This window comes from Curtobacterium sp. PhB115 (assembly GCF_003752025.1).
GTDB lineage: Bacteria > Actinomycetota > Actinomycetes > Actinomycetales > Microbacteriaceae > Curtobacterium.
Map to the genome: position 1 here is coordinate 365,257 of NZ_RJKR01000005.1, position 15,765 is coordinate 381,021.

A 15,765-nucleotide genomic window follows, 5' to 3' on the forward strand; every position below is an offset into this window, starting at 1 on the left:
CTGCAGACGACGGGTGATGCTCTGTCGAGTGTAAGGAGAATGCCCACCGAACGGTCGTGCGCGATGCAACTTGTCCCCTGAACTGGGTGCACGAGGCGGCGAGCCGCGGCGTGCGGACAGACGACCGGTCTGTCCTGAGTTCCGCTCAACCCTCGGGGGCGGGTTCCTCCGGTTCGGCGAGGGCGGTCGGGCCCTCGGTCACCAGCAGGTGGAACTGCTCGGCATCGATGATCCGGACCCCGAGCTGTTCGGCCTTCGTGAGCTTCGAACCCGCCCCGGGCCCGGCGGCCACGAAGTCGGTCTTCTTGCTCACGCTCGACGCCGCCTTGCCCCCGGCGGTGATGATGGCCTCGAGCGCGCCTTCTCGCGTGTACCCCTCGAGCGAACCGGTCGCCACGACCGTCACACCGCTGAGCACACCGCCCTCGGCCGAGGCAGCACCGGGCCCCGGGTGGTCCGGCGTGGTGAACTGCACGCCCGCCGCCGTCCAGCGGTCGACGATCTCCCGGTGCCAGTCGACGTCGAACCAGGCGAGCAGGGCGTCCGCGATGATGCCGCCGACACCGTCGACGGCCGCGAGGTCCTCGCGCGAGGCGTCCCGGATCCGGTCGAGGGAACCGAAGTGGTTCGCGAGCGCCCGGGCGGCCACCGGCCCGACGTGCCGGATGCTCAGGCCGACGAGGATGCGCCACAGCGGCTTCGTCTTCGCGGCGTCGATGTTCGCGAGCATCTCGAACGCGTTCTTCGACGGGTAACGGCTCGGCTCACCGGTGTAGTCGGCACCGCGCGCGTCCGGGTCGAACGGCGGGTCGGTCTTCTTCCGTGCACGACTGAACGGCGTGACGCGCTTCGGGACGCCGTCGTCGTCGACCTTCTGCATGCCGGTCTCGGCGTCGCGGACGATCACCTCGATCGGGACGATGTCCTGCATCGTGAGGTCGAACAGCCCGGCCTCGGTCACGAGCGGCGGGGTCTCCGGGGACAGCGGCTGGGTGAGTGCGGCGGCGGCGACCTCGCCGAGGCCCTCGATGTCGAGCGAGCCGCGCGACGCGATGTGCTCGACCCGCCCACGGACCTGCGCCGGGCAGCTCTTCGCGTTCGGGCAGCGGAGGTCGATGTCGCCCTCCTTCGCCGGAGCGAGCTCGGTGCCGCACTCGGGGCAGTGCGTCGGCATCACGAACTCACGCTCGGAGCCGTCGCGGAGTTCGACCACCGGCCCGAGCACCTCGGGGATGACGTCGCCCGCCTTCCGCAGCACCACGGTGTCGCCGATCAGGACGCCCTTCGCCTTCACCACCTGCTGGTTGTGCAGGGTGGCCTGGCGGACGACCGACCCGGCGACCTCGGCCGGGGCCATCACGGCGAAGGGTGTCGCGCGACCGGTGCGCCCGACGCTGACGACCACGTCGAGGAGCTTCGTGTGCACTTCTTCCGGCGGGTACTTGTACGCGATCGCCCAGCGGGGTGCGCGGGACGTCGAGCCGAGTTCCTCGTGCAGGGCGAGGTCGTCGACCTTCACCACGACGCCGTCGATCTGGTGCTCGACCGAGGCCCGGCGGTCGCCGGTCGACCGGACGAAGCCGTTGACCTCGTCGATGGTGTCGAACACCCGGTAGTGGCTGCTCGTCGGCAGTCCCCAGGTCTGCAGGAGCTCGTAGACCTCGGACTGCGACCGGACGTCGGTCTCCTGCTCGAGTTCGCGCACGGGCCAGGCGCCGATGCCGTGCACGAGCATCCGGAGGCGGCGCAACCGGTCGACCATGAGGGCACGCTTCGCCTCGGACTTGCCCTCTTCCTTCTGGCGGAGGGAGCCGGCGGCGGCGTTGCGGGGGTTCGCGAAGACACGCTCCCCCGCCTCGCGCTGGTTCGCGTTCAGCTCGTCGAACTCGGCGACCGGGAAGAAGATCTCGCCCCGGACCTCGACCAGGGGCGGGTGGCCCGTCCCCGACAGCCGGTCCGGGATCGTGCCCATCGTGCGGACGTTGCCGGTGACGTCCTCGCCCACCACGCCGTCGCCACGGGTCGCGGCGGACACCAGCCGGCCGTGCTCGTAGCGGAGGTTGATCGCGAGCCCGTCGATCTTCAGCTCGGTGAGGAACCGCACCCGCTCGGCGCCGGCATCGCGCTGGACCTTGACCGCCCAGTCGGTGAGTTCCTCGGGGCTGAACACGTTGTCCAGGGAGAGCATGCGCTCGGCGTGCTCGACCGGGGCGAACTGCGTGGTCTGCGCCTGCCCGCCGACGGTCTGGGTCGGACTGTCCGGGGTCAGGAGCTCCGGGAAGCGCTGCTCGATCGCGTCGAGCCGGCGGACCAGCACGTCGTAGTCGGCGTCGGCCTCGGGTGACCCGTTGTCACCCTGGTAGTACGCGTACCGGAGTTCGTTGATGCGGGCCCGCAGCCGGTCGACCTCGCGCCCGGCCTGGGCGGCGTCGAGCCCGTCGGGGTCGATGGTCTCGAACGTCGCGTCGGTCTCGCTCATGCCATCAGTTCTACCGTGCACCACCGACCTGGCGTGCAGCGGGGCGCACGCCGGGAGCGGCGGGGTCAGGCGTCGACCGGGACGGCGCTGACCGTGGTGTCGATCGTGCACTGCCCGAGGACCCGCGTGCCGACGTAGACCACGGCCGTCTGCCCGGGTGCGACCCCGTGCAGCGGCTCGTCGACGTCGATCACGAGCACGTCGTCCTGCACCCGCGCGGTGGCGGGGACCGGGTCGGCGTGCGCTCGGATCTGCACGTCGCACGCGAACGGCGTCGCGGGGTCGGCCGGGGCCGTGCCCGCCCAGGTGAACCGCGAGCCCGACATCGAGGAGACGGCGAGCGCCTCTTTCGGGCCGACGACGACGGTGTTGTCCTTCGGGCGGATCTCGAGCACGAACCGCGGCTTGCCGTCCGGGGCCGGGCGACCGAGCGCCAGGCCCCGGCGCTGTCCGACCGTGTAGCCGGTCGCGCCCTCGTGGGAGCCCACGACCGTGCCGTCACGCTCGACGACCTCGCCGGGAGCAGTTCCGACGCGGTCCGCCAGCCACCCACGGGTGTCGCCGTCCGGGATGAAGCAGATGTCGTACGAGTCCGGCTTCTGCGCCACGGTGAGCCCGCGCTCCGCGGCCTCGGCCCGGACCTCGTCCTTCGAGGGGGTGGCGCCGAGGGGGAACATCGCGTGCTGCAGCTGCTCGGCCGTCAGGACCCCGAGCACGTACGACTGGTCCTTCGCCCACGCGGCCGACCGGTGCAGCTCGCGCGAGCCGTCCTGGCCGGTGAGGATCGAGGCGTAGTGCCCGGTGCAGACGGCGTCGAAGCCCAGGGCCAGTGCCTTCTCGAGCAGCGCGGCGAACTTGATCCGCTCGTTGCAGCGCATGCAGGGGTTCGGGGTGCGGCCGGCCTGGTACTCCGCGACGAAGTCGTCGACGACGTCCTCCTTGAACCGGGCGGAGAAGTCCCACACGTAGTACGGGATCCCGAGGGCCGATGCGGCACGCTGGGCGTCCATCGAGTCCTCGATCGTGCAGCACCCGCGGCTGCCGGTCCGGAGGGTGCCGGGCATCCGGCTGAGCGCCAGGTGGACCCCGACCACGTCGTGCCCCGCGTCGACCGCGCGGGCAGCCGCCACCGCCGAGTCGACCCCACCGCTCATCGCCGCCAGAACACGCATGCCTCCAGGGTAACCCGCCGTCGAACCGGTACCGCTGGCGTACCGTTGGTCGGGCGATGTCCACGACGGAGAACGACTCATTCGACTTCCGGGCCGTCCTGCTGTCCGGGTTCCTGCCCGCCGCCCTCTTCGCGATCGGCGAGGGCGCGATCATCCCGATCATCCCGATCGCCGCCGACTCGCTCGGCGCGAGCCTGGCGTTCGCCGGGTTCGTCGCGTCGCTGATCCTGGTCGGGGAACTCATCGGCGACGTGCCGTCCGGCATCGTCGTCGCGCGGATCGGGGAGCGCAACGCCATGATCGGCGCCGCCCTCGTGTCGGTCGTCGGACTCGTGGTGAGCACGACCGCGGCGAACGCATGGGTCCTCGCTCTCGGGGTGTTCCTGGTCGGTGTCTCGACCGCGGTGTTCGCCCTGGCCCGGCACGCCTACATGACCACCGCGATCCCCTTGCGGATCCGGGCCCGGGCGCTGTCGAGCCTCGGCGGGGTGTTCCGCTTCGGGTACTTCGTCGGCCCGTTCATCGCCGCTGGCGTGATCCACCTGACCGGCACCACCAGCAGTGCGTTCTGGATCCACATCGCGTGCTGCCTGGCGGCGGCGACCGTGCTCCTGGTGCTGCGCGACCCCGCGACGGGCACACGCGGCCTGCGGATGCCGCAACGGGCCTCCCGGTCGGGGTCCGCTGTGGACGGGACCGAACCGCCCACCGACACCGGCGCGGTCTTCGTCGAGAAGGAGGCCCACGGCCTCTTCCGCACCATCCGCGCGAACCGGGCGGTCCTGCTGCGGCTCGGCAGCGGTGCCGGACTGATCGGCGCGATGCGCGCCGGGCGTCAGGTGATCCTGCCGCTCTGGGCGGTGAGCGTCGGCCTCGACGACTCGACGGCCGCCCTGGTCATCGGCATCGCGGGCGCGGTCGACTTCGCGCTGTTCTACACGAGCGGGCAGATCATGGACCGCTGGGGACGGCTCGCGAGCGCCCTGCCGTGCATGCTCGGTCTCGCCATCAGCTACTTCCTGCTCGCGTGGAGCGGGCACCTGGACGCACGGGTCGGCTGGTTCGTCGGGATCGCGATGGGCATGTCGCTCGCGAACGGCGTCGGCTCCGGGATCCTGATGACGCTCGGCGCGGACCTGGCTCCGCGCGACGACCCGGCGCCGTTCCTCGGCGCGTGGCGGTTCACCGGCGACTTCGGATCGGCCGCGGCACCGCTCGTGATCTCGGGTGTGACGGCCGTCGCGTCGATCGCCGTGGCCAGCGGGGTGATGGGTGTGCTCGGCCTGATCGGGGCCGGCGTCCTGCTCCGCTACGTCCCCCGCTACCTGCCCCGACGGTTGCGCTGACGGTTGCGCTGACGGGCGCCGGCTGCGCACTGTGCGAGGTTCCTGGCTCGGTGGGACCCCTTGCGCCTCGCACACTGTCCGGCACCTCGCACCGTGGTCACCCACCACGGCCTGGAGGCGCGGATCACGCCCGACGCGCGGCCCGCGATCGGTAGACTGCCGCTGCTCGCGGGAGTGGTGGAATCGGTAGACACGCAGGATTTAGGTTCCTGTGCCCCAGGCGTGAGGGTTCGAGTCCCTCCTTCCGCACCGGTTCCCCCCGTCGACGGCACGGTTCCCACAATCGATGGCACGGTTCCACCCATCGATGGCACGGCGAGGAAGTCATACCGACGGGGGACGGCCCCGACACCGCCGCACGGTACCCTCGTCCTGCGGGTGACCCTCCCGTCACCGCTGCTGCACGACCGGAAGAAGCATGCACTCCGTCGCACTCGCCCTGATCCCATGGCTGGATCCGCAGTACATCCTCGACCACTTCGGCGCCTTCGCCGTCCTCGTCGTCTGCGCGATCGTCTTCGCCGAGACCGGGCTGCTGATCGGCTTCATCTTCCCCGGCGACAGCCTGCTGGTCATCACCGGCCTGTTCGCGTTCGACGGCGGCGGCTTCATCGGCGGCATCCCGGTCTGGGTCGCGGCGCTGATGATCGGCGCGGCCGCGTTCCTGGGCGGCGAGCTCGGGTACTACATCGGCAAGAAGGCCGGTCCACCGATCTTCGAGCGCAAGGAGAGCGGACTGTTCTCCAAGGCGAACGTCGACCGCACCAACGCGTTCTTCCACCGCTTCGGCCCGCTCGCCGTCATCCTCGCGCGCTTCGTGCCGGTCGTGCGCACCTTCGCACCGATCGCCGCCGGTGTGGCGAAGATGGACTACAAGAAGTACTCGCTGTACAACGCCATCGGCGCCGTCATCTGGGGCGTCGGCGTGACGTTCCTCGGGTACTTCATCGGCCACATCCCGTTCGTGGCGCACATCGTCCGCGAGTACATCGACATCATCCTGCTCGCGGCCGTCGTCGTGACCGTGGTGCCGATGGCGCTCACCTACTTCCGGAACGCCCGCAAGGCGAAGAAGCACGAGCACGAGCTCCCCGCCGAGTAGCGCGCACGGTCGGCCGGTGCCGGCTGGTCTCGCACAACCGAAGTCGCCCCGAACCACGGAATCCCGCGGTTCGGGGCGACTTCGGTTGTGCGGAGCGGAAGCGCGCCACGCGGGAGCGCCCCGCACCACGCGGCCTAGAGCCCGAAGTGCTCCCGCACGATCGGGGCGATGCCGCGGAACGCCTTCGCGCGGTGCGACAACGCGTTCTTCTCGGCACGGGTGAGCTCGGCCGACGAGCGGTCGGCGTCGTCCGGACGGAACACCGGGTCGTAGCCGTGCCCGCCGTCACCGACGGGAGCGGTCAGGACCTCGCCGTTCCACACCGCCTCGACCACGTGCTCGAACCCGTCCGGCGTCACGAACGCGGCCGCGCACACGAAGGCGGCGGTGCGCTCCACGACGCCCTCGAGGTTGTGGAGCAGCAGCGCGATGTTGTCGGCGTCCGAGCGGGTGCCCGCGTACCGGGCGGAGTGGATGCCGGGGGCGCCGTCGAGCACGTCGACCGCGATGCCGGAGTCGTCGGCCAGTGCGGGCAGCCCGGTGTGGGCGACCGCGGCACGCGCCTTGATCAGCGCGTTCGCGGCGTAGGTGTCGCCGTCCTCGACGGGCTCGGGGCCGTCGTACCCGACGAGCTCCACGCCCTGGATCGCCGATCCGAGGATCTCCCGCAGCTCGACGACCTTGCCCTGGTTGTGGGTGGCCAGGACGACGGTGGCGGTCACGCCAGCTCCAGCACGGTCTTCTGGATCGCCGCGAGCGACTGGTTGCCGGCCAGGCCCAGGTCGAGCAGGACGTTCAACTCGTCGCGGTCGAACGGCGCGTGCTCGGCGGTGCCCTGCACCTCGATGAACTTGCCGGACCCGGTGGTCACGATGTTCATGTCGGTGTCGGCCGCGGAGTCCTCGGTGTAGGCCAGGTCGAGCATCGGCACACCGCCGACGATCCCGACCGAGATCGCCTGCACGCTGTCGGTGAGCGGGGTGGCCTTCTTGCCGATGAAGCCCTTGCTCCGGCCCCACTCGATCGCGTCGACCATCGCCACGTACGCGCCGGTGATCGATGCGGTGCGGGTGCCGCCGTCGGCCTGCAGCACGTCACAGTCGATGACGAGGGTGTTCTCGCCGAGGCCCTTCGTGTCGACGACGGCACGGAGCGATCGCCCGATCAGCCGGGATATCTCGTGCGTGCGGCCGCCGACCTTGCCCTTGATGGACTCGCGCTGCATGCGCTCGTTCGTCGAACGCGGCAGCATCGAGTACTCGGCGGTGACCCAGCCGGTGCCCTTGCCGGCGAGCCAACGCGGCACACCGTTGGTGAACGACGCGGTGCAGAGCACCTTCGTGTTGCCGAACGAGATGAGCGCGCTGCCCTCGGCCTGCGTGCTCCACCCCCGCTCGATCGTGACGGGACGGTGGTCGGTGGCGGTGCGGCCGTCGACGCGGAGTGTGTCGGTCATGGGGTCCTTTCGATGCGGGGCAGCGTGATGGCCCCGGTCTGGAGGTGGCCGACGCTGGAGACCTCGGGTCCGAGGAAGCGCCGGGCGAGTCGGATGAAGCCGTTCTTGTCGTCGCCGGTCGCCTCGAACGAGTACGTCGGGGCGGTGGTCACGGTGCGCTCGAGCCCGTGCTCGACGAGTCGGCGGTACACGTCGTTCGCGGTCTCCTCGGCGCTGGACACGAGGGTGACGTCGGGACCCATCACGAACTGGATCGCGGCCGACATCAGCGGGTAGTGGGTGCAGCCGAGCACGAGCGTGTCGACGTCGGCGCGGCGGATCGGGTCGAGGTACCCCGCAGCCACTTCGCGCAGCTCCGGCGACGAGGTGTCCCCCGCCTCGACGAACTCGACGAACCGCGGGCAGGCGGCGAGGCTCAGCGTGACGTCCGACGCGACGGCGAAGGCGTCCTCGTAGGCACGGGAGGCGATCGTCCCGACGGTGCCGATGACCCCGATCCGTCCGGTGCGGGTCTGCTTCACGGCGGCTCTGGCGGCGGGCTGGATGACCTCGACCACGGGGATCCCGTAGGCCTGCTCGTACCGTTCACGGGCGTCGCGGAGCACGGCCGACGAGGCGGTGTTGCACGCGATCACGAGGGCCTTCACGCCCTGCTCGACCAGGTCGTCCATGACCTCGAGCGCGTAGCGGCGGACGTCGGCGATGGGCTTCGGCCCGTACGGCGAGTGCAGGGTGTCGCCGACGTAGTGGATGCTCTCGCGTGGGAGCTGGTCGATGATCGCGCGGGCCACCGTCAGGCCGCCGACGCCACTGTCGAAGACTCCGATCGGTGCATCCGTCACGGTGACCAGCGTACCGACGCTCGCAGTAGTGTCGGGGAGGTGACCAGCGCGCTCCTCACGGACCAGTACGAACTCACCATGGTCGACGCCGCCCTGAAGGACGGCACCGCGGATCGGCGGTGCGTCTTCGAGGTGTTCGCCCGACGGCTGCCGGACGGCCGTCGGTACGGTGTCGCCGCCGGGCTCGGCCGCTTCCTCACCGCACTCGGCGACTTCCGCTTCGGAGACGAGGAGATCGGGTTCCTCCGTGACCGCGGGGTCATCGACTCCGGCACCGCGTCGTTCCTGGCCGACTACCGCTTCACCGGCAACGTCCGGGCGTACCGCGAGGGCGAGGTGTACTTCCCGAACTCCCCGGTCCTGCAGATCGAGGGCACGTTCGCCGAGGCCGTCGTGCTCGAGACCCTGGCCCTGTCGGTCTTCAACGCCGACTCGGCGATCGCCTCGGCCGCCGCCCGCATGGTCTCCGCCGCCGACGGCCGGCCGCTCGCCGAGATGGGCTCGCGGCGCACGGGCGAGTGGAACGCCGTGGCCGCGGCTCGTGCCGCGTACATCGCCGGGTTCGGCGCTTCGAGCAACCTCGAGGCCGGACGCACCTGGGGCATCCCGACGATGGGCACCGCGGCGCACGCGTTCACCCTGCTGCACGACTCCGAGGAAGAGGCGTTCCGCTCGCAGCTGGACGCCCTCGGCACCGGCACGACGCTGCTCGTCGACACCTACGACATCGAGCAGGCCGTCGAGACCGCTGTCCGGCTGACCGACGGCACCCTCGGCGGCGTCCGCATCGACAGTGGCGACCTGCCGTCCGTCGTGGCAGCGGTCCGGGCGCAGCTCGACCGGCTCGGTGCGACGGGCACGAAGATCACGGTCACGAACGACCTCGACGAGTACACGATCGCCGCGCTCCGAGCCGCCCCGGTGGACTCGTACGGCGTCGGCACGTCGGTCGTCTCCGGCTCCGGGCACCCGGCCGCGGGCATGGTGTTCAAGCTCGTCGCGCACCAGTCGTCCGACGGCGAATGGGTCTCGGTCGCCAAGAAGTCGGCGGACAAGGCGTCCATCGGCGGGCGGAAAGAGGCGGGTCGTCGCCTGCGCAACGGCGTCGCCACCGCCGAGGTCGTGCTCACCAGCGGCCAGGTCGGGCCGGACGAGCGGCCGCTGCTCGTGCCCGTCGTGACGGATGGTGAGGTCGACCCGGCGTTCCTCGGAGCCGCCGGGGTCGAGGCCGCGCGGGCGCACCACAAGCGGGCGAAGGCGGAGCTGCCGGCGGATGCGGCACGGATCGGGCGCGGTGACCCCGCGATCCCGACGCTGGTCATCTAGCGCGTCGCAGCGCGCAGCGCGCAGCGCAGCGCGCAGCGCAGCGCGCAGCGCGCTTCGCGCCGCTTGGTGAGCAGAAATGGTCGGGTCTCCGAAGGTGACCCGACCATTTCTGCTCACGATGGGCGGTGTGCGGACGCACACAGCGGACGGGAGGCGCGGGGCGGCGCCGCCACGGGCCTCCAGTCCGTCACCGGGTCGCGTCCGGCGCTACTCGGCCTTCATCTTCTCGTAGATGGCCTTGCAGTCCGGGCAGACGGGGAACTTCTCCGGGTCGCGACCCGGGATCCACTTCTTGCCGCACAGGGCCTTCACCGGCTTGCCGGACAGGGCCGACTGCAGGATCTTGTCCTTCTTCACGTAGTGCGAGAACCGCTCGTGGTCACCGGGCTCGATCGCTTCGTCTTCGAGGAGCTTCTCGAGCTCCCGGTCCATCACGTCGAGGCCGCCGCCTGGTTCCGTCATGCTCATGGCTCCAGGGTACGACGAGGACGGCCGAGCCGCGCCCGCTCAGTTGCGCTGCGCCGCCGCGAGCAGGTCAGGTCCGTGCCGGTCGAAGAGCTTCCCGCCCGCGAAGACCCCGACGACGAGGACGACCACGCCCACCGCGATGCCCACGACCAGCGTCAGCACCGACCACGGCTCGGCGCCACGGACGAAGGCCAGCACCGCCAGCCACGCCGCGGGGACGGTGCACACCACGATGCCGATGACCATCGTCGACTGCGCGACCGTCGCCGTGACGCCGGCCGCCTGGGGCTGCTGGAACGGGTGGTCGCCGGGCCGCACCGTCGGGTACGGCATCAGGACGGACACCACGCTGGAGAGACCGAGCCCGGACAGGAGCGAACTCGCGCTCACGCCGATGAGCAGCGGGAACACCGTCCAGTCGTCGAACAGCCAGGCCGACACCGCCGAGCCCGCGACGATGGCGGGCGCACCGACCACGAGCACGGGGACGACCCGACCGAGCCGGTCGCTCCACCCGGCGGCCCCGGAGGCGACGTGCAGCCACACGGCGGTGTTGTCGTAGGAGACGTCGTTGTGCGGCAGGAAACCGGCGATGAGCGCCATCAGCGGCAGCGGCACGAGGGCCGTCCAGTGCCACGGCACCCCGGCGACGCCGAGCGGGAGCACGACGAGCGGGACGAACACGATGATCAGGTACGACGTGCGGTACCGGGGGTCGCGCACCCAGTAGGTCAGTGCGCGAGCGGCGACGGCGGCCACGGGCGAGGAACCGAGCCGGTCGAACCAGCCGAGCCCCTGGTAGCGGCGGGCGCTGGTGCGTCCGTCGACGGTGTCGAGCGCGCGGCCGACGAGCCCCCACCAGGCCCACACGAGCGCTGCCACGACGACGACCGCGACGAGGAGCTTGAGCACCCCGGAAGCGACGTGTCCGGCGGCGACGTCGGCCGGCACCGCCCAGGCAGCACCCCACGGGGTCCAGCCGGCGACGTCCGCGACGCGCTGCAGCTCGGCACCCTGCGGGTCGAGCCAGTCGACGCGCAGGAGCAGCGAGACCGCCGGGATCGCGAGGACGACGATGACGAGCGCCACCAGCCACCCCGCGTCACGGGACCGGTCCGGGCCGATCAGTCGCGACCCGACCGTGGAGCACACCCGGATGAGGAGCGCGCACGTCGCGATCGCGAGGACGCCGCCGACGACGCCGAGCACGCCGACTCCCCCGCCGCGCATCCACGCCACCGACGTCCCGACGGCCACGATCGCGACGCCGACGACCGGGACGCCGATGAGTCCGGCGACCCCGAGTCCGACGGCCAGCTGACGGCGACCGATGCCGAACACCGCGAAGCGGCGCGGGTCGAACTGGTCGCTCCGGCCCACGACGAGCGGCACGACGGTGAAGGCGAACGCGATGAGCGCACCGACCGGCACGATCACCGCACGGGCGACGTCCGGATCAGCCGAGCGCAGGGCCACCGTCTGCACGGCGACGAACACCGCGGCGAGGAGTCCGACGAGGCTGCCGAGCACGACGAGCACGGACCGGCGGGCGCTGCCGCGGACCTCGCCCGCGAGCAGGTCGGCCCTCAGCCGGAGAAGCTGTGCAACCATTCCATGCTCTCTGCCACGACGCGGCCGCCCGCGAGTTCGACGAACTTGTCCTCGAGGCTCTTGCGCCCGCGGACCTGCGCCATGGTCCCCGATGCGAGGACCTTGCCGCCGACGATGATCGCGACCGAGTCGCAGGTGCGCTGCACGAGTTCCATCGAGTGGCTGGAGAGCACCACCGTGCCGCCGCCGCGCGTGTACCGGCGGAGGATGTCGGTGATGGTCGCGGCACTCACGGGGTCGACCGACTCGAACGGCTCGTCGAGCACGAGGACCCGCGGCGAGTGGATGAGCGTGGCGGCGAGGGCGATCTTCTTCGCCATGCCGACGGAGTAGTCCGCGACCTGACGACCGAGCGCGTCGCCGAGACCGAACGCCTCGGCGAGGTCCGCGCTGCGGGCACGGGCGGTCGCCCGGTCGAGCCCGCGGAGCGTCGCCGAGTAGTAGAGGAGCTGCGCACCGGTGAGCCGGTCGAACAGGCGCAGGCGGTCCGGCAGGACGCCGAGGCTGCGCTTCGCCGCTGCCGGGTCGGTCCACACGTCGTGGTCGAGCACCGTGACGCTGCCGGCGTCGGGACGCAGCAGGCCGGTGATCATCGAGAGCGTCGTCGTCTTGCCGGCGCCGTTCGGCCCGACGACGCCGAAGATCGAGCCCTGGCGGATCTCGAGGTCGACCTCGTCGACGGCGAGCGTCTGCCCGTACCGCTTCACGAGGCCGGTGGCGTCGAGCACGACGGGCTGCTGCTTCGCCGGCACCTTGGGGGTGCTCGGACGAGCGGCGCGCTTCTTGGCGGGAGCGGCAGCGGTGTCGTTTTCGGCAGGGGGCGCTGCGGCGGCGTTCTTGGCCCGCGCCGCTGCGGTGCTGCCGCTGTTCGTGCGCTGCTTGGGGGTCCGCGCCTTCGTGGGACGCGGTCCGGTGGTGGTCGTCGGGGCGGCAGCCGCCGCACGGGTGCCCGATTCCGCATCGGTGGCCGTCGTGTCGGTGGCCGTCGTGTCGGTGGCCGTCGTGTCGTCGTCGGTCATCTCGTGATCAGCGGAGGCGCCACGCGCATCCCGTTCCCCCATGTCATCGTCGGTGTCGTCCGCGTCGGTGTCGGTGTCGACCGCGCCGTCGTCGCCGGTGTCGTCCGCGCCGGTGTCGTCCGCGTCGGTGTCGTCCGCGTCGGTGTCGTCCGCGTCGGTGTCGTCCGCTTCGGTGTCGTCCGCTTCGGTCATCCAGGAAGCGTCGGACGTCGTGTACACGTCCTCGTTGTCTGCTCTCCGGGCGGCCATCGACCAACCGTACCAACGCCGCGCGGACAGCGGCAGACCGCCGCTGCCAGTGTCACGAAATGAGTACGAAGCGCCGGGAAACGCCCCCGGTCGAGGGCGTTTCCGTATGATTCACCGAGACACGACGGAGTGTTCACCACTTGGAAACCTGCCACGGCCGGCGTACCGAGGGCCTCCTCGGGCCGGCGAAGACCGCTGGTCCGCGCTGACTCTCGGGATATTCGGACCTTCCGCGAGCAGACTCGACGAGGCCCGCCCGTGCCCCAGGGCGCGCGGGCGGACACCAGAAGGGACCAGCATGACCACGCAGATCGTGATCCTCGCGGCGGGGATGGGCAGCCGTCTCGGCCGCAGCCTGCCGAAGCCGCTCACGGAGCTCAGTGACGGCCGCACCATCATGCAGCAGCAGTTCGACAACATCCGCGCAGCGTTCGGTTCGAGCGCCCGTGTGACGATCGTCGTCGGCTACAAGTCGGAGCACATCGTCGAGGCGTTCCCCGAGGCGAACTTCGTCTACAACGAGTCCTACGACTCCACGAACACCTCGAAGAGCCTCCTCCGTGCGCTCAAGGCGACCGGCAAGAGCGGTGTGCTCTGGATGAACGGCGACGTGGTCTTCGACCCGATGGCCCTCGTCCGTGCCGCCGACATGATCGACGAGGACCGCTCGTTCGTCAGCGTCAACACCGAGAAGGTCTCCGACGAAGAGGTCAAGTACACCGTCGACGCCGAGGGCTTCATCCACAAGCTCTCGAAGCAGGTCGTCGGTGGCCTCGGTGAAGCCGTCGGCATCAACTACGTCTCGGCAGGCGACAAGCAGGCCCTGATCCGTCAGCTCGGTCGCGTCGACGACCAGGAGTACTTCGAGGGCGGCATCGAGGCTGCCATCGCCGAGGACGGGCTACGCTGGACGCCGATCGACATCTCCGACCTGTACGCGGTCGAGATCGACTTCGCCGAGGACCTCGAGCGCGCGAACGACCTGTTCGCCTGAACCTCCGTCAGGACCCCCTCGGCGGTTCCGCCCGAAGGGAAACCGTGACCACAGCGAGTGCGCCGACCGCGCCCGTGGCTGCCGCACCAGCGACGACCCGGAGCGCCGGTCGGCGCTATCGTCATGCCCTCTGGCTCCTGACGGTCCGCGACCTCCGTGTCCGGTACTCGACGTCGGCCCTCGGGTACGTCTGGTCGATCCTCGACCCGCTGGTGATGTCGGGGATCTACTGGTTCGTCTTCACGCAGGTGTTCCACCGCGGCTCCGTCGGTGAAGACCCGTACATCGTCTTCCTGCTGTCCGCCCTCCTGCCGTGGATGTGGTTCACCGGCGCGGTCTCGGACTCCACGCGGGCGTTCATCAAGGAGTCGAAGCTCATCCGCTCGACGACGATCCCGCGCACCATCTGGGTGGCACGGATCGACGCGTCGAAGGGCATCGAGTTCCTGCTGAGCCTGCCCGTGCTCGCCGCCTTCGCCATCGCCACCGGCGCTCACCTGCAGTGGCAGGTCGTCTTCTTCCCGCTCGCGATCGTGCTGCAGTGTGCACTGGTCTACGGCCTCGGGCTGATCGTCGCTCCGCTCGTGGTCTTCTTCCGCGACCTCGAGCGCGCCACGAAGCTCGTGCTCCGGTTCCTGTTCTACGCGTCGCCCATCGTCTACGGCACGCACGCCCTGCCCGACGGGCTGCGTGACATCGCGGCGATCAACCCGCTCACCGGCATCTTCGGCATGTACCGGGCCGCGTTCTTCCCCGGTCAGCTCGACTGGCTCGAGGTCAGCGCCTCGGTGGTCGTCACCGGCATCGTCCTCGTGATCGGCGTCGCGGTGTTCCGGCGCAGCGAGCACCGCGTCCTCAAGGAGCTGTGATGACCGCCACCGACCAGACCCGGCGCACGGAGACCGTCGCCCCCGTCATCTCCGTGCGCGACGCGGGCATCTGCTTCAAGCGCAACCGTCGTTCGAGCCGGAACTTCAAGGACCTCTTCGCCGGCCGCGGTCGCCGGAAGCGCGCTGACGAGTTCTGGGCCCTGCGGAACGTGTCGTTCGACGTGCGTCCGGGCGAGGCGATCGGGGTCGTCGGACGGAACGGCCAGGGCAAGTCGACCCTGCTGAAGCTCGTCGCGCAGGTGATGCTCCCCGACGAGGGTCGGGTCGACGTCGGTGCGGGTGTGGCCCCGCTCATCGAGATCACCGGCGGGTTCGTCGGTGACCTCTCGGTCCGCGACAACGTCTACCTGACCGCCGGCCTGCACGGCATGTCGCGCGCCGAGATCCGCGACGCCTTCGACGAGATCATCGAGTTCGCCGAGATCGCGGACTTCGTCGACACCCCGTACAAGCACCTGTCGAGCGGCATGAAGGTCCGGATCGCCTTCGCGGTGATCTCCCGCCTGGACGAGCCCGTGATCCTGGTCGACGAGGTCCTGGCGGTCGGCGACAAGGCGTTCCGCGAGAAGTGCTACAAGCGCATCGAGGAGCTCCTGGCGGGCGGTCGGACGCTCTTCTTCGTCTCGCACAGCGACAAGGACCTGCGGCGCTTCTGCGACCGCGGCCTGTACCTCGACAAGGGCCGGCTACAGCTCGACGACACGATCGAGGCGGCGCTGGCCCGCTACTCGGCGGACTACGGGGTCTGACGGACCGGGGTACTCCCCCTCCACCGTCGGGTCCTCCGTCGTCCCCCTCCACAGCCGAGGAC

General features: G+C 70.7%; 14 protein-coding genes and 1 tRNA gene. 7 read left to right on the top strand and 8 right to left on the bottom strand.

Features of this window, described 5'->3' with window-relative positions:
• Nucleotides 1-145: 145 nt before the first annotated feature.
• Entirely contained in the window at nt 146-2,479 is a 2,334-nt protein-coding gene (gene ligA / locus EDF19_RS01945) for an NAD-dependent DNA ligase LigA (RefSeq protein ID WP_123679258.1), read from the bottom strand.
• Between the two features lie 65 nt (nt 2,480-2,544).
• A complete protein-coding gene (mnmA, locus tag EDF19_RS01950; RefSeq protein WP_123679259.1) occupies nt 2,545-3,651 on the bottom strand; it encodes a tRNA 2-thiouridine(34) synthase MnmA in 1,107 nt (368 codons plus the stop codon).
• A 56-nt stretch (nt 3,652-3,707) separates the two neighbouring features.
• Here mnmA and EDF19_RS01955 point away from each other — a divergent pair, with 56 nt between their 5' ends.
• The 3 genes from EDF19_RS01955 to EDF19_RS01965 all read left to right on the top strand — a co-directional run bounded on the left by EDF19_RS01955 (nt 3,708) and on the right by EDF19_RS01965 (nt 6,099).
• Entirely contained in the window at nt 3,708-4,997 is a 1,290-nt protein-coding gene (locus EDF19_RS01955; RefSeq protein ID WP_123679260.1) for an MFS transporter, read from the top strand.
• Nucleotides 4,998-5,165: 168 nt separating this feature from the next.
• Nucleotides 5,166-5,246 (top strand) — tRNA-Leu (locus EDF19_RS01960).
• A gap of 169 nt (nt 5,247-5,415) precedes the next feature.
• Nucleotides 5,416-6,099 carry a DedA family protein gene (locus tag EDF19_RS01965; protein ID WP_123679261.1) on the top strand — a complete coding sequence of 228 codons (684 nt, stop codon included), beginning with the start codon at nt 5,416-5,418 and terminating at the stop codon, nt 6,097-6,099.
• A gap of 134 nt (nt 6,100-6,233) precedes the next feature.
• On the opposite strand, the gene rdgB is transcribed toward EDF19_RS01965, so the two are convergent.
• From rdgB to murI, 3 genes are read right to left on the bottom strand one after another with little or no spacing between them, the layout of a single operon-like run.
• A complete protein-coding gene (gene rdgB, locus EDF19_RS01970) occupies nt 6,234-6,821 on the bottom strand; it encodes an RdgB/HAM1 family non-canonical purine NTP pyrophosphatase (protein ID WP_123679262.1) in 588 nt (195 codons plus the stop codon).
• Nucleotides 6,818-7,555: a ribonuclease PH gene (gene rph, locus EDF19_RS01975; RefSeq protein ID WP_123679263.1), complete on the bottom strand. Its 738-nt coding sequence runs from the start codon at nt 7,553-7,555 to the stop codon at nt 6,818-6,820. The genes rdgB and rph overlap by 4 nt, the downstream gene beginning before the upstream one ends.
• The gene (gene murI, locus EDF19_RS01980) at nt 7,552-8,397 is read right to left on the bottom strand and encodes a glutamate racemase (protein WP_123679264.1); all 846 of its coding nucleotides are present in this window, start codon (nt 8,395-8,397) and stop codon (nt 7,552-7,554) included. The genes rph and murI overlap by 4 nt, the downstream gene beginning before the upstream one ends.
• Nucleotides 8,398-8,475: 78 nt before the next feature.
• On the opposite strand from murI, the gene EDF19_RS01985 reads away from it, so the two are divergent.
• A complete protein-coding gene (locus EDF19_RS01985; protein ID WP_395859552.1) occupies nt 8,476-9,723 on the top strand; it encodes a nicotinate phosphoribosyltransferase in 1,248 nt (415 codons plus the stop codon).
• A 207-nt stretch (nt 9,724-9,930) separates the two neighbouring features.
• Here the strand turns inward: EDF19_RS01985 and EDF19_RS01990 are convergent, their stop codons facing one another.
• From EDF19_RS01990 to EDF19_RS02000, 3 genes are read right to left on the bottom strand one after another with little or no spacing between them, the layout of a single operon-like run.
• Nucleotides 9,931-10,191: a DUF3039 domain-containing protein gene (locus EDF19_RS01990; RefSeq protein ID WP_099051947.1), complete on the bottom strand. Its 261-nt coding sequence runs from the start codon at nt 10,189-10,191 to the stop codon at nt 9,931-9,933.
• A gap of 39 nt (nt 10,192-10,230) precedes the next feature.
• The gene (locus tag EDF19_RS01995; protein WP_123679265.1) at nt 10,231-11,802 is read right to left on the bottom strand and encodes an ABC transporter permease; all 1,572 of its coding nucleotides are present in this window, start codon (nt 11,800-11,802) and stop codon (nt 10,231-10,233) included.
• The gene (locus tag EDF19_RS02000; RefSeq protein WP_311317087.1) at nt 11,778-13,070 is read right to left on the bottom strand and encodes an ABC transporter ATP-binding protein; all 1,293 of its coding nucleotides are present in this window, start codon (nt 13,068-13,070) and stop codon (nt 11,778-11,780) included. Before EDF19_RS02000 ends, EDF19_RS01995 begins: the two co-directional genes overlap by 25 nt.
• 298 nt (nt 13,071-13,368) lie before the next feature.
• On the opposite strand from EDF19_RS02000, the gene EDF19_RS02005 reads away from it, so the two are divergent.
• From EDF19_RS02005 to EDF19_RS02015, 3 genes are read left to right on the top strand one after another with little or no spacing between them, the layout of a single operon-like run.
• Nucleotides 13,369-14,064 (top strand): NTP transferase domain-containing protein, encoded by a 696-nt coding sequence (locus EDF19_RS02005; protein WP_071263305.1) that lies wholly within the window; start codon nt 13,369-13,371, stop codon nt 14,062-14,064.
• Nucleotides 14,065-14,108: 44 nt separating this feature from the next.
• Entirely contained in the window at nt 14,109-14,933 is an 825-nt protein-coding gene (locus tag EDF19_RS02010) for an ABC transporter permease (protein WP_260216849.1), read from the top strand.
• Nucleotides 14,933-15,703: an ABC transporter ATP-binding protein gene (locus EDF19_RS02015; RefSeq protein ID WP_123679267.1), complete on the top strand. Its 771-nt coding sequence runs from the start codon at nt 14,933-14,935 to the stop codon at nt 15,701-15,703. The genes EDF19_RS02010 and EDF19_RS02015 overlap by 1 nt, the downstream gene beginning before the upstream one ends.
• Nucleotides 15,704-15,765 lie beyond the last annotated feature (62 nt).

Bases quoted from the DNA above. Each gene is read 5' to 3' on its own strand.
- mnmA (WP_123679259.1), bottom strand. From the start codon at position 3,651: ATGCGTGTTCTGGCGGCGATGAGCGGTGGGGTCGACTCGGCGGTGGCG.
- EDF19_RS02005 (WP_071263305.1), top strand. From the start codon at position 13,369: ATGACCACGCAGATCGTGATCCTCGCGGCGGGGATGGGCAGCCGTCTC.
- EDF19_RS01990 (WP_099051947.1), bottom strand. From the start codon at position 10,191: ATGAGCATGACGGAACCAGGCGGCGGCCTCGACGTGATGGACCGGGAG.
- EDF19_RS02015 (WP_123679267.1), top strand. From the start codon at position 14,933: ATGACCGCCACCGACCAGACCCGGCGCACGGAGACCGTCGCCCCCGTC.
- EDF19_RS01995 (WP_123679265.1), bottom strand. From the start codon at position 11,802: ATGGTTGCACAGCTTCTCCGGCTGAGGGCCGACCTGCTCGCGGGCGAG.
- rph (WP_123679263.1), bottom strand. From the start codon at position 7,555: ATGACCGACACACTCCGCGTCGACGGCCGCACCGCCACCGACCACCGT.
- EDF19_RS01965 (WP_123679261.1), top strand. From the start codon at position 5,416: ATGCACTCCGTCGCACTCGCCCTGATCCCATGGCTGGATCCGCAGTAC.
- EDF19_RS01985 (WP_395859552.1), top strand. From the start codon at position 8,476: ATGGTCGACGCCGCCCTGAAGGACGGCACCGCGGATCGGCGGTGCGTC.
- ligA (WP_123679258.1), bottom strand. From the start codon at position 2,479: ATGAGCGAGACCGACGCGACGTTCGAGACCATCGACCCCGACGGGCTC.
- EDF19_RS01955 (WP_123679260.1), top strand. From the start codon at position 3,708: ATGTCCACGACGGAGAACGACTCATTCGACTTCCGGGCCGTCCTGCTG.
- EDF19_RS02000 (WP_311317087.1), bottom strand. From the start codon at position 13,070: ATGGCCGCCCGGAGAGCAGACAACGAGGACGTGTACACGACGTCCGAC.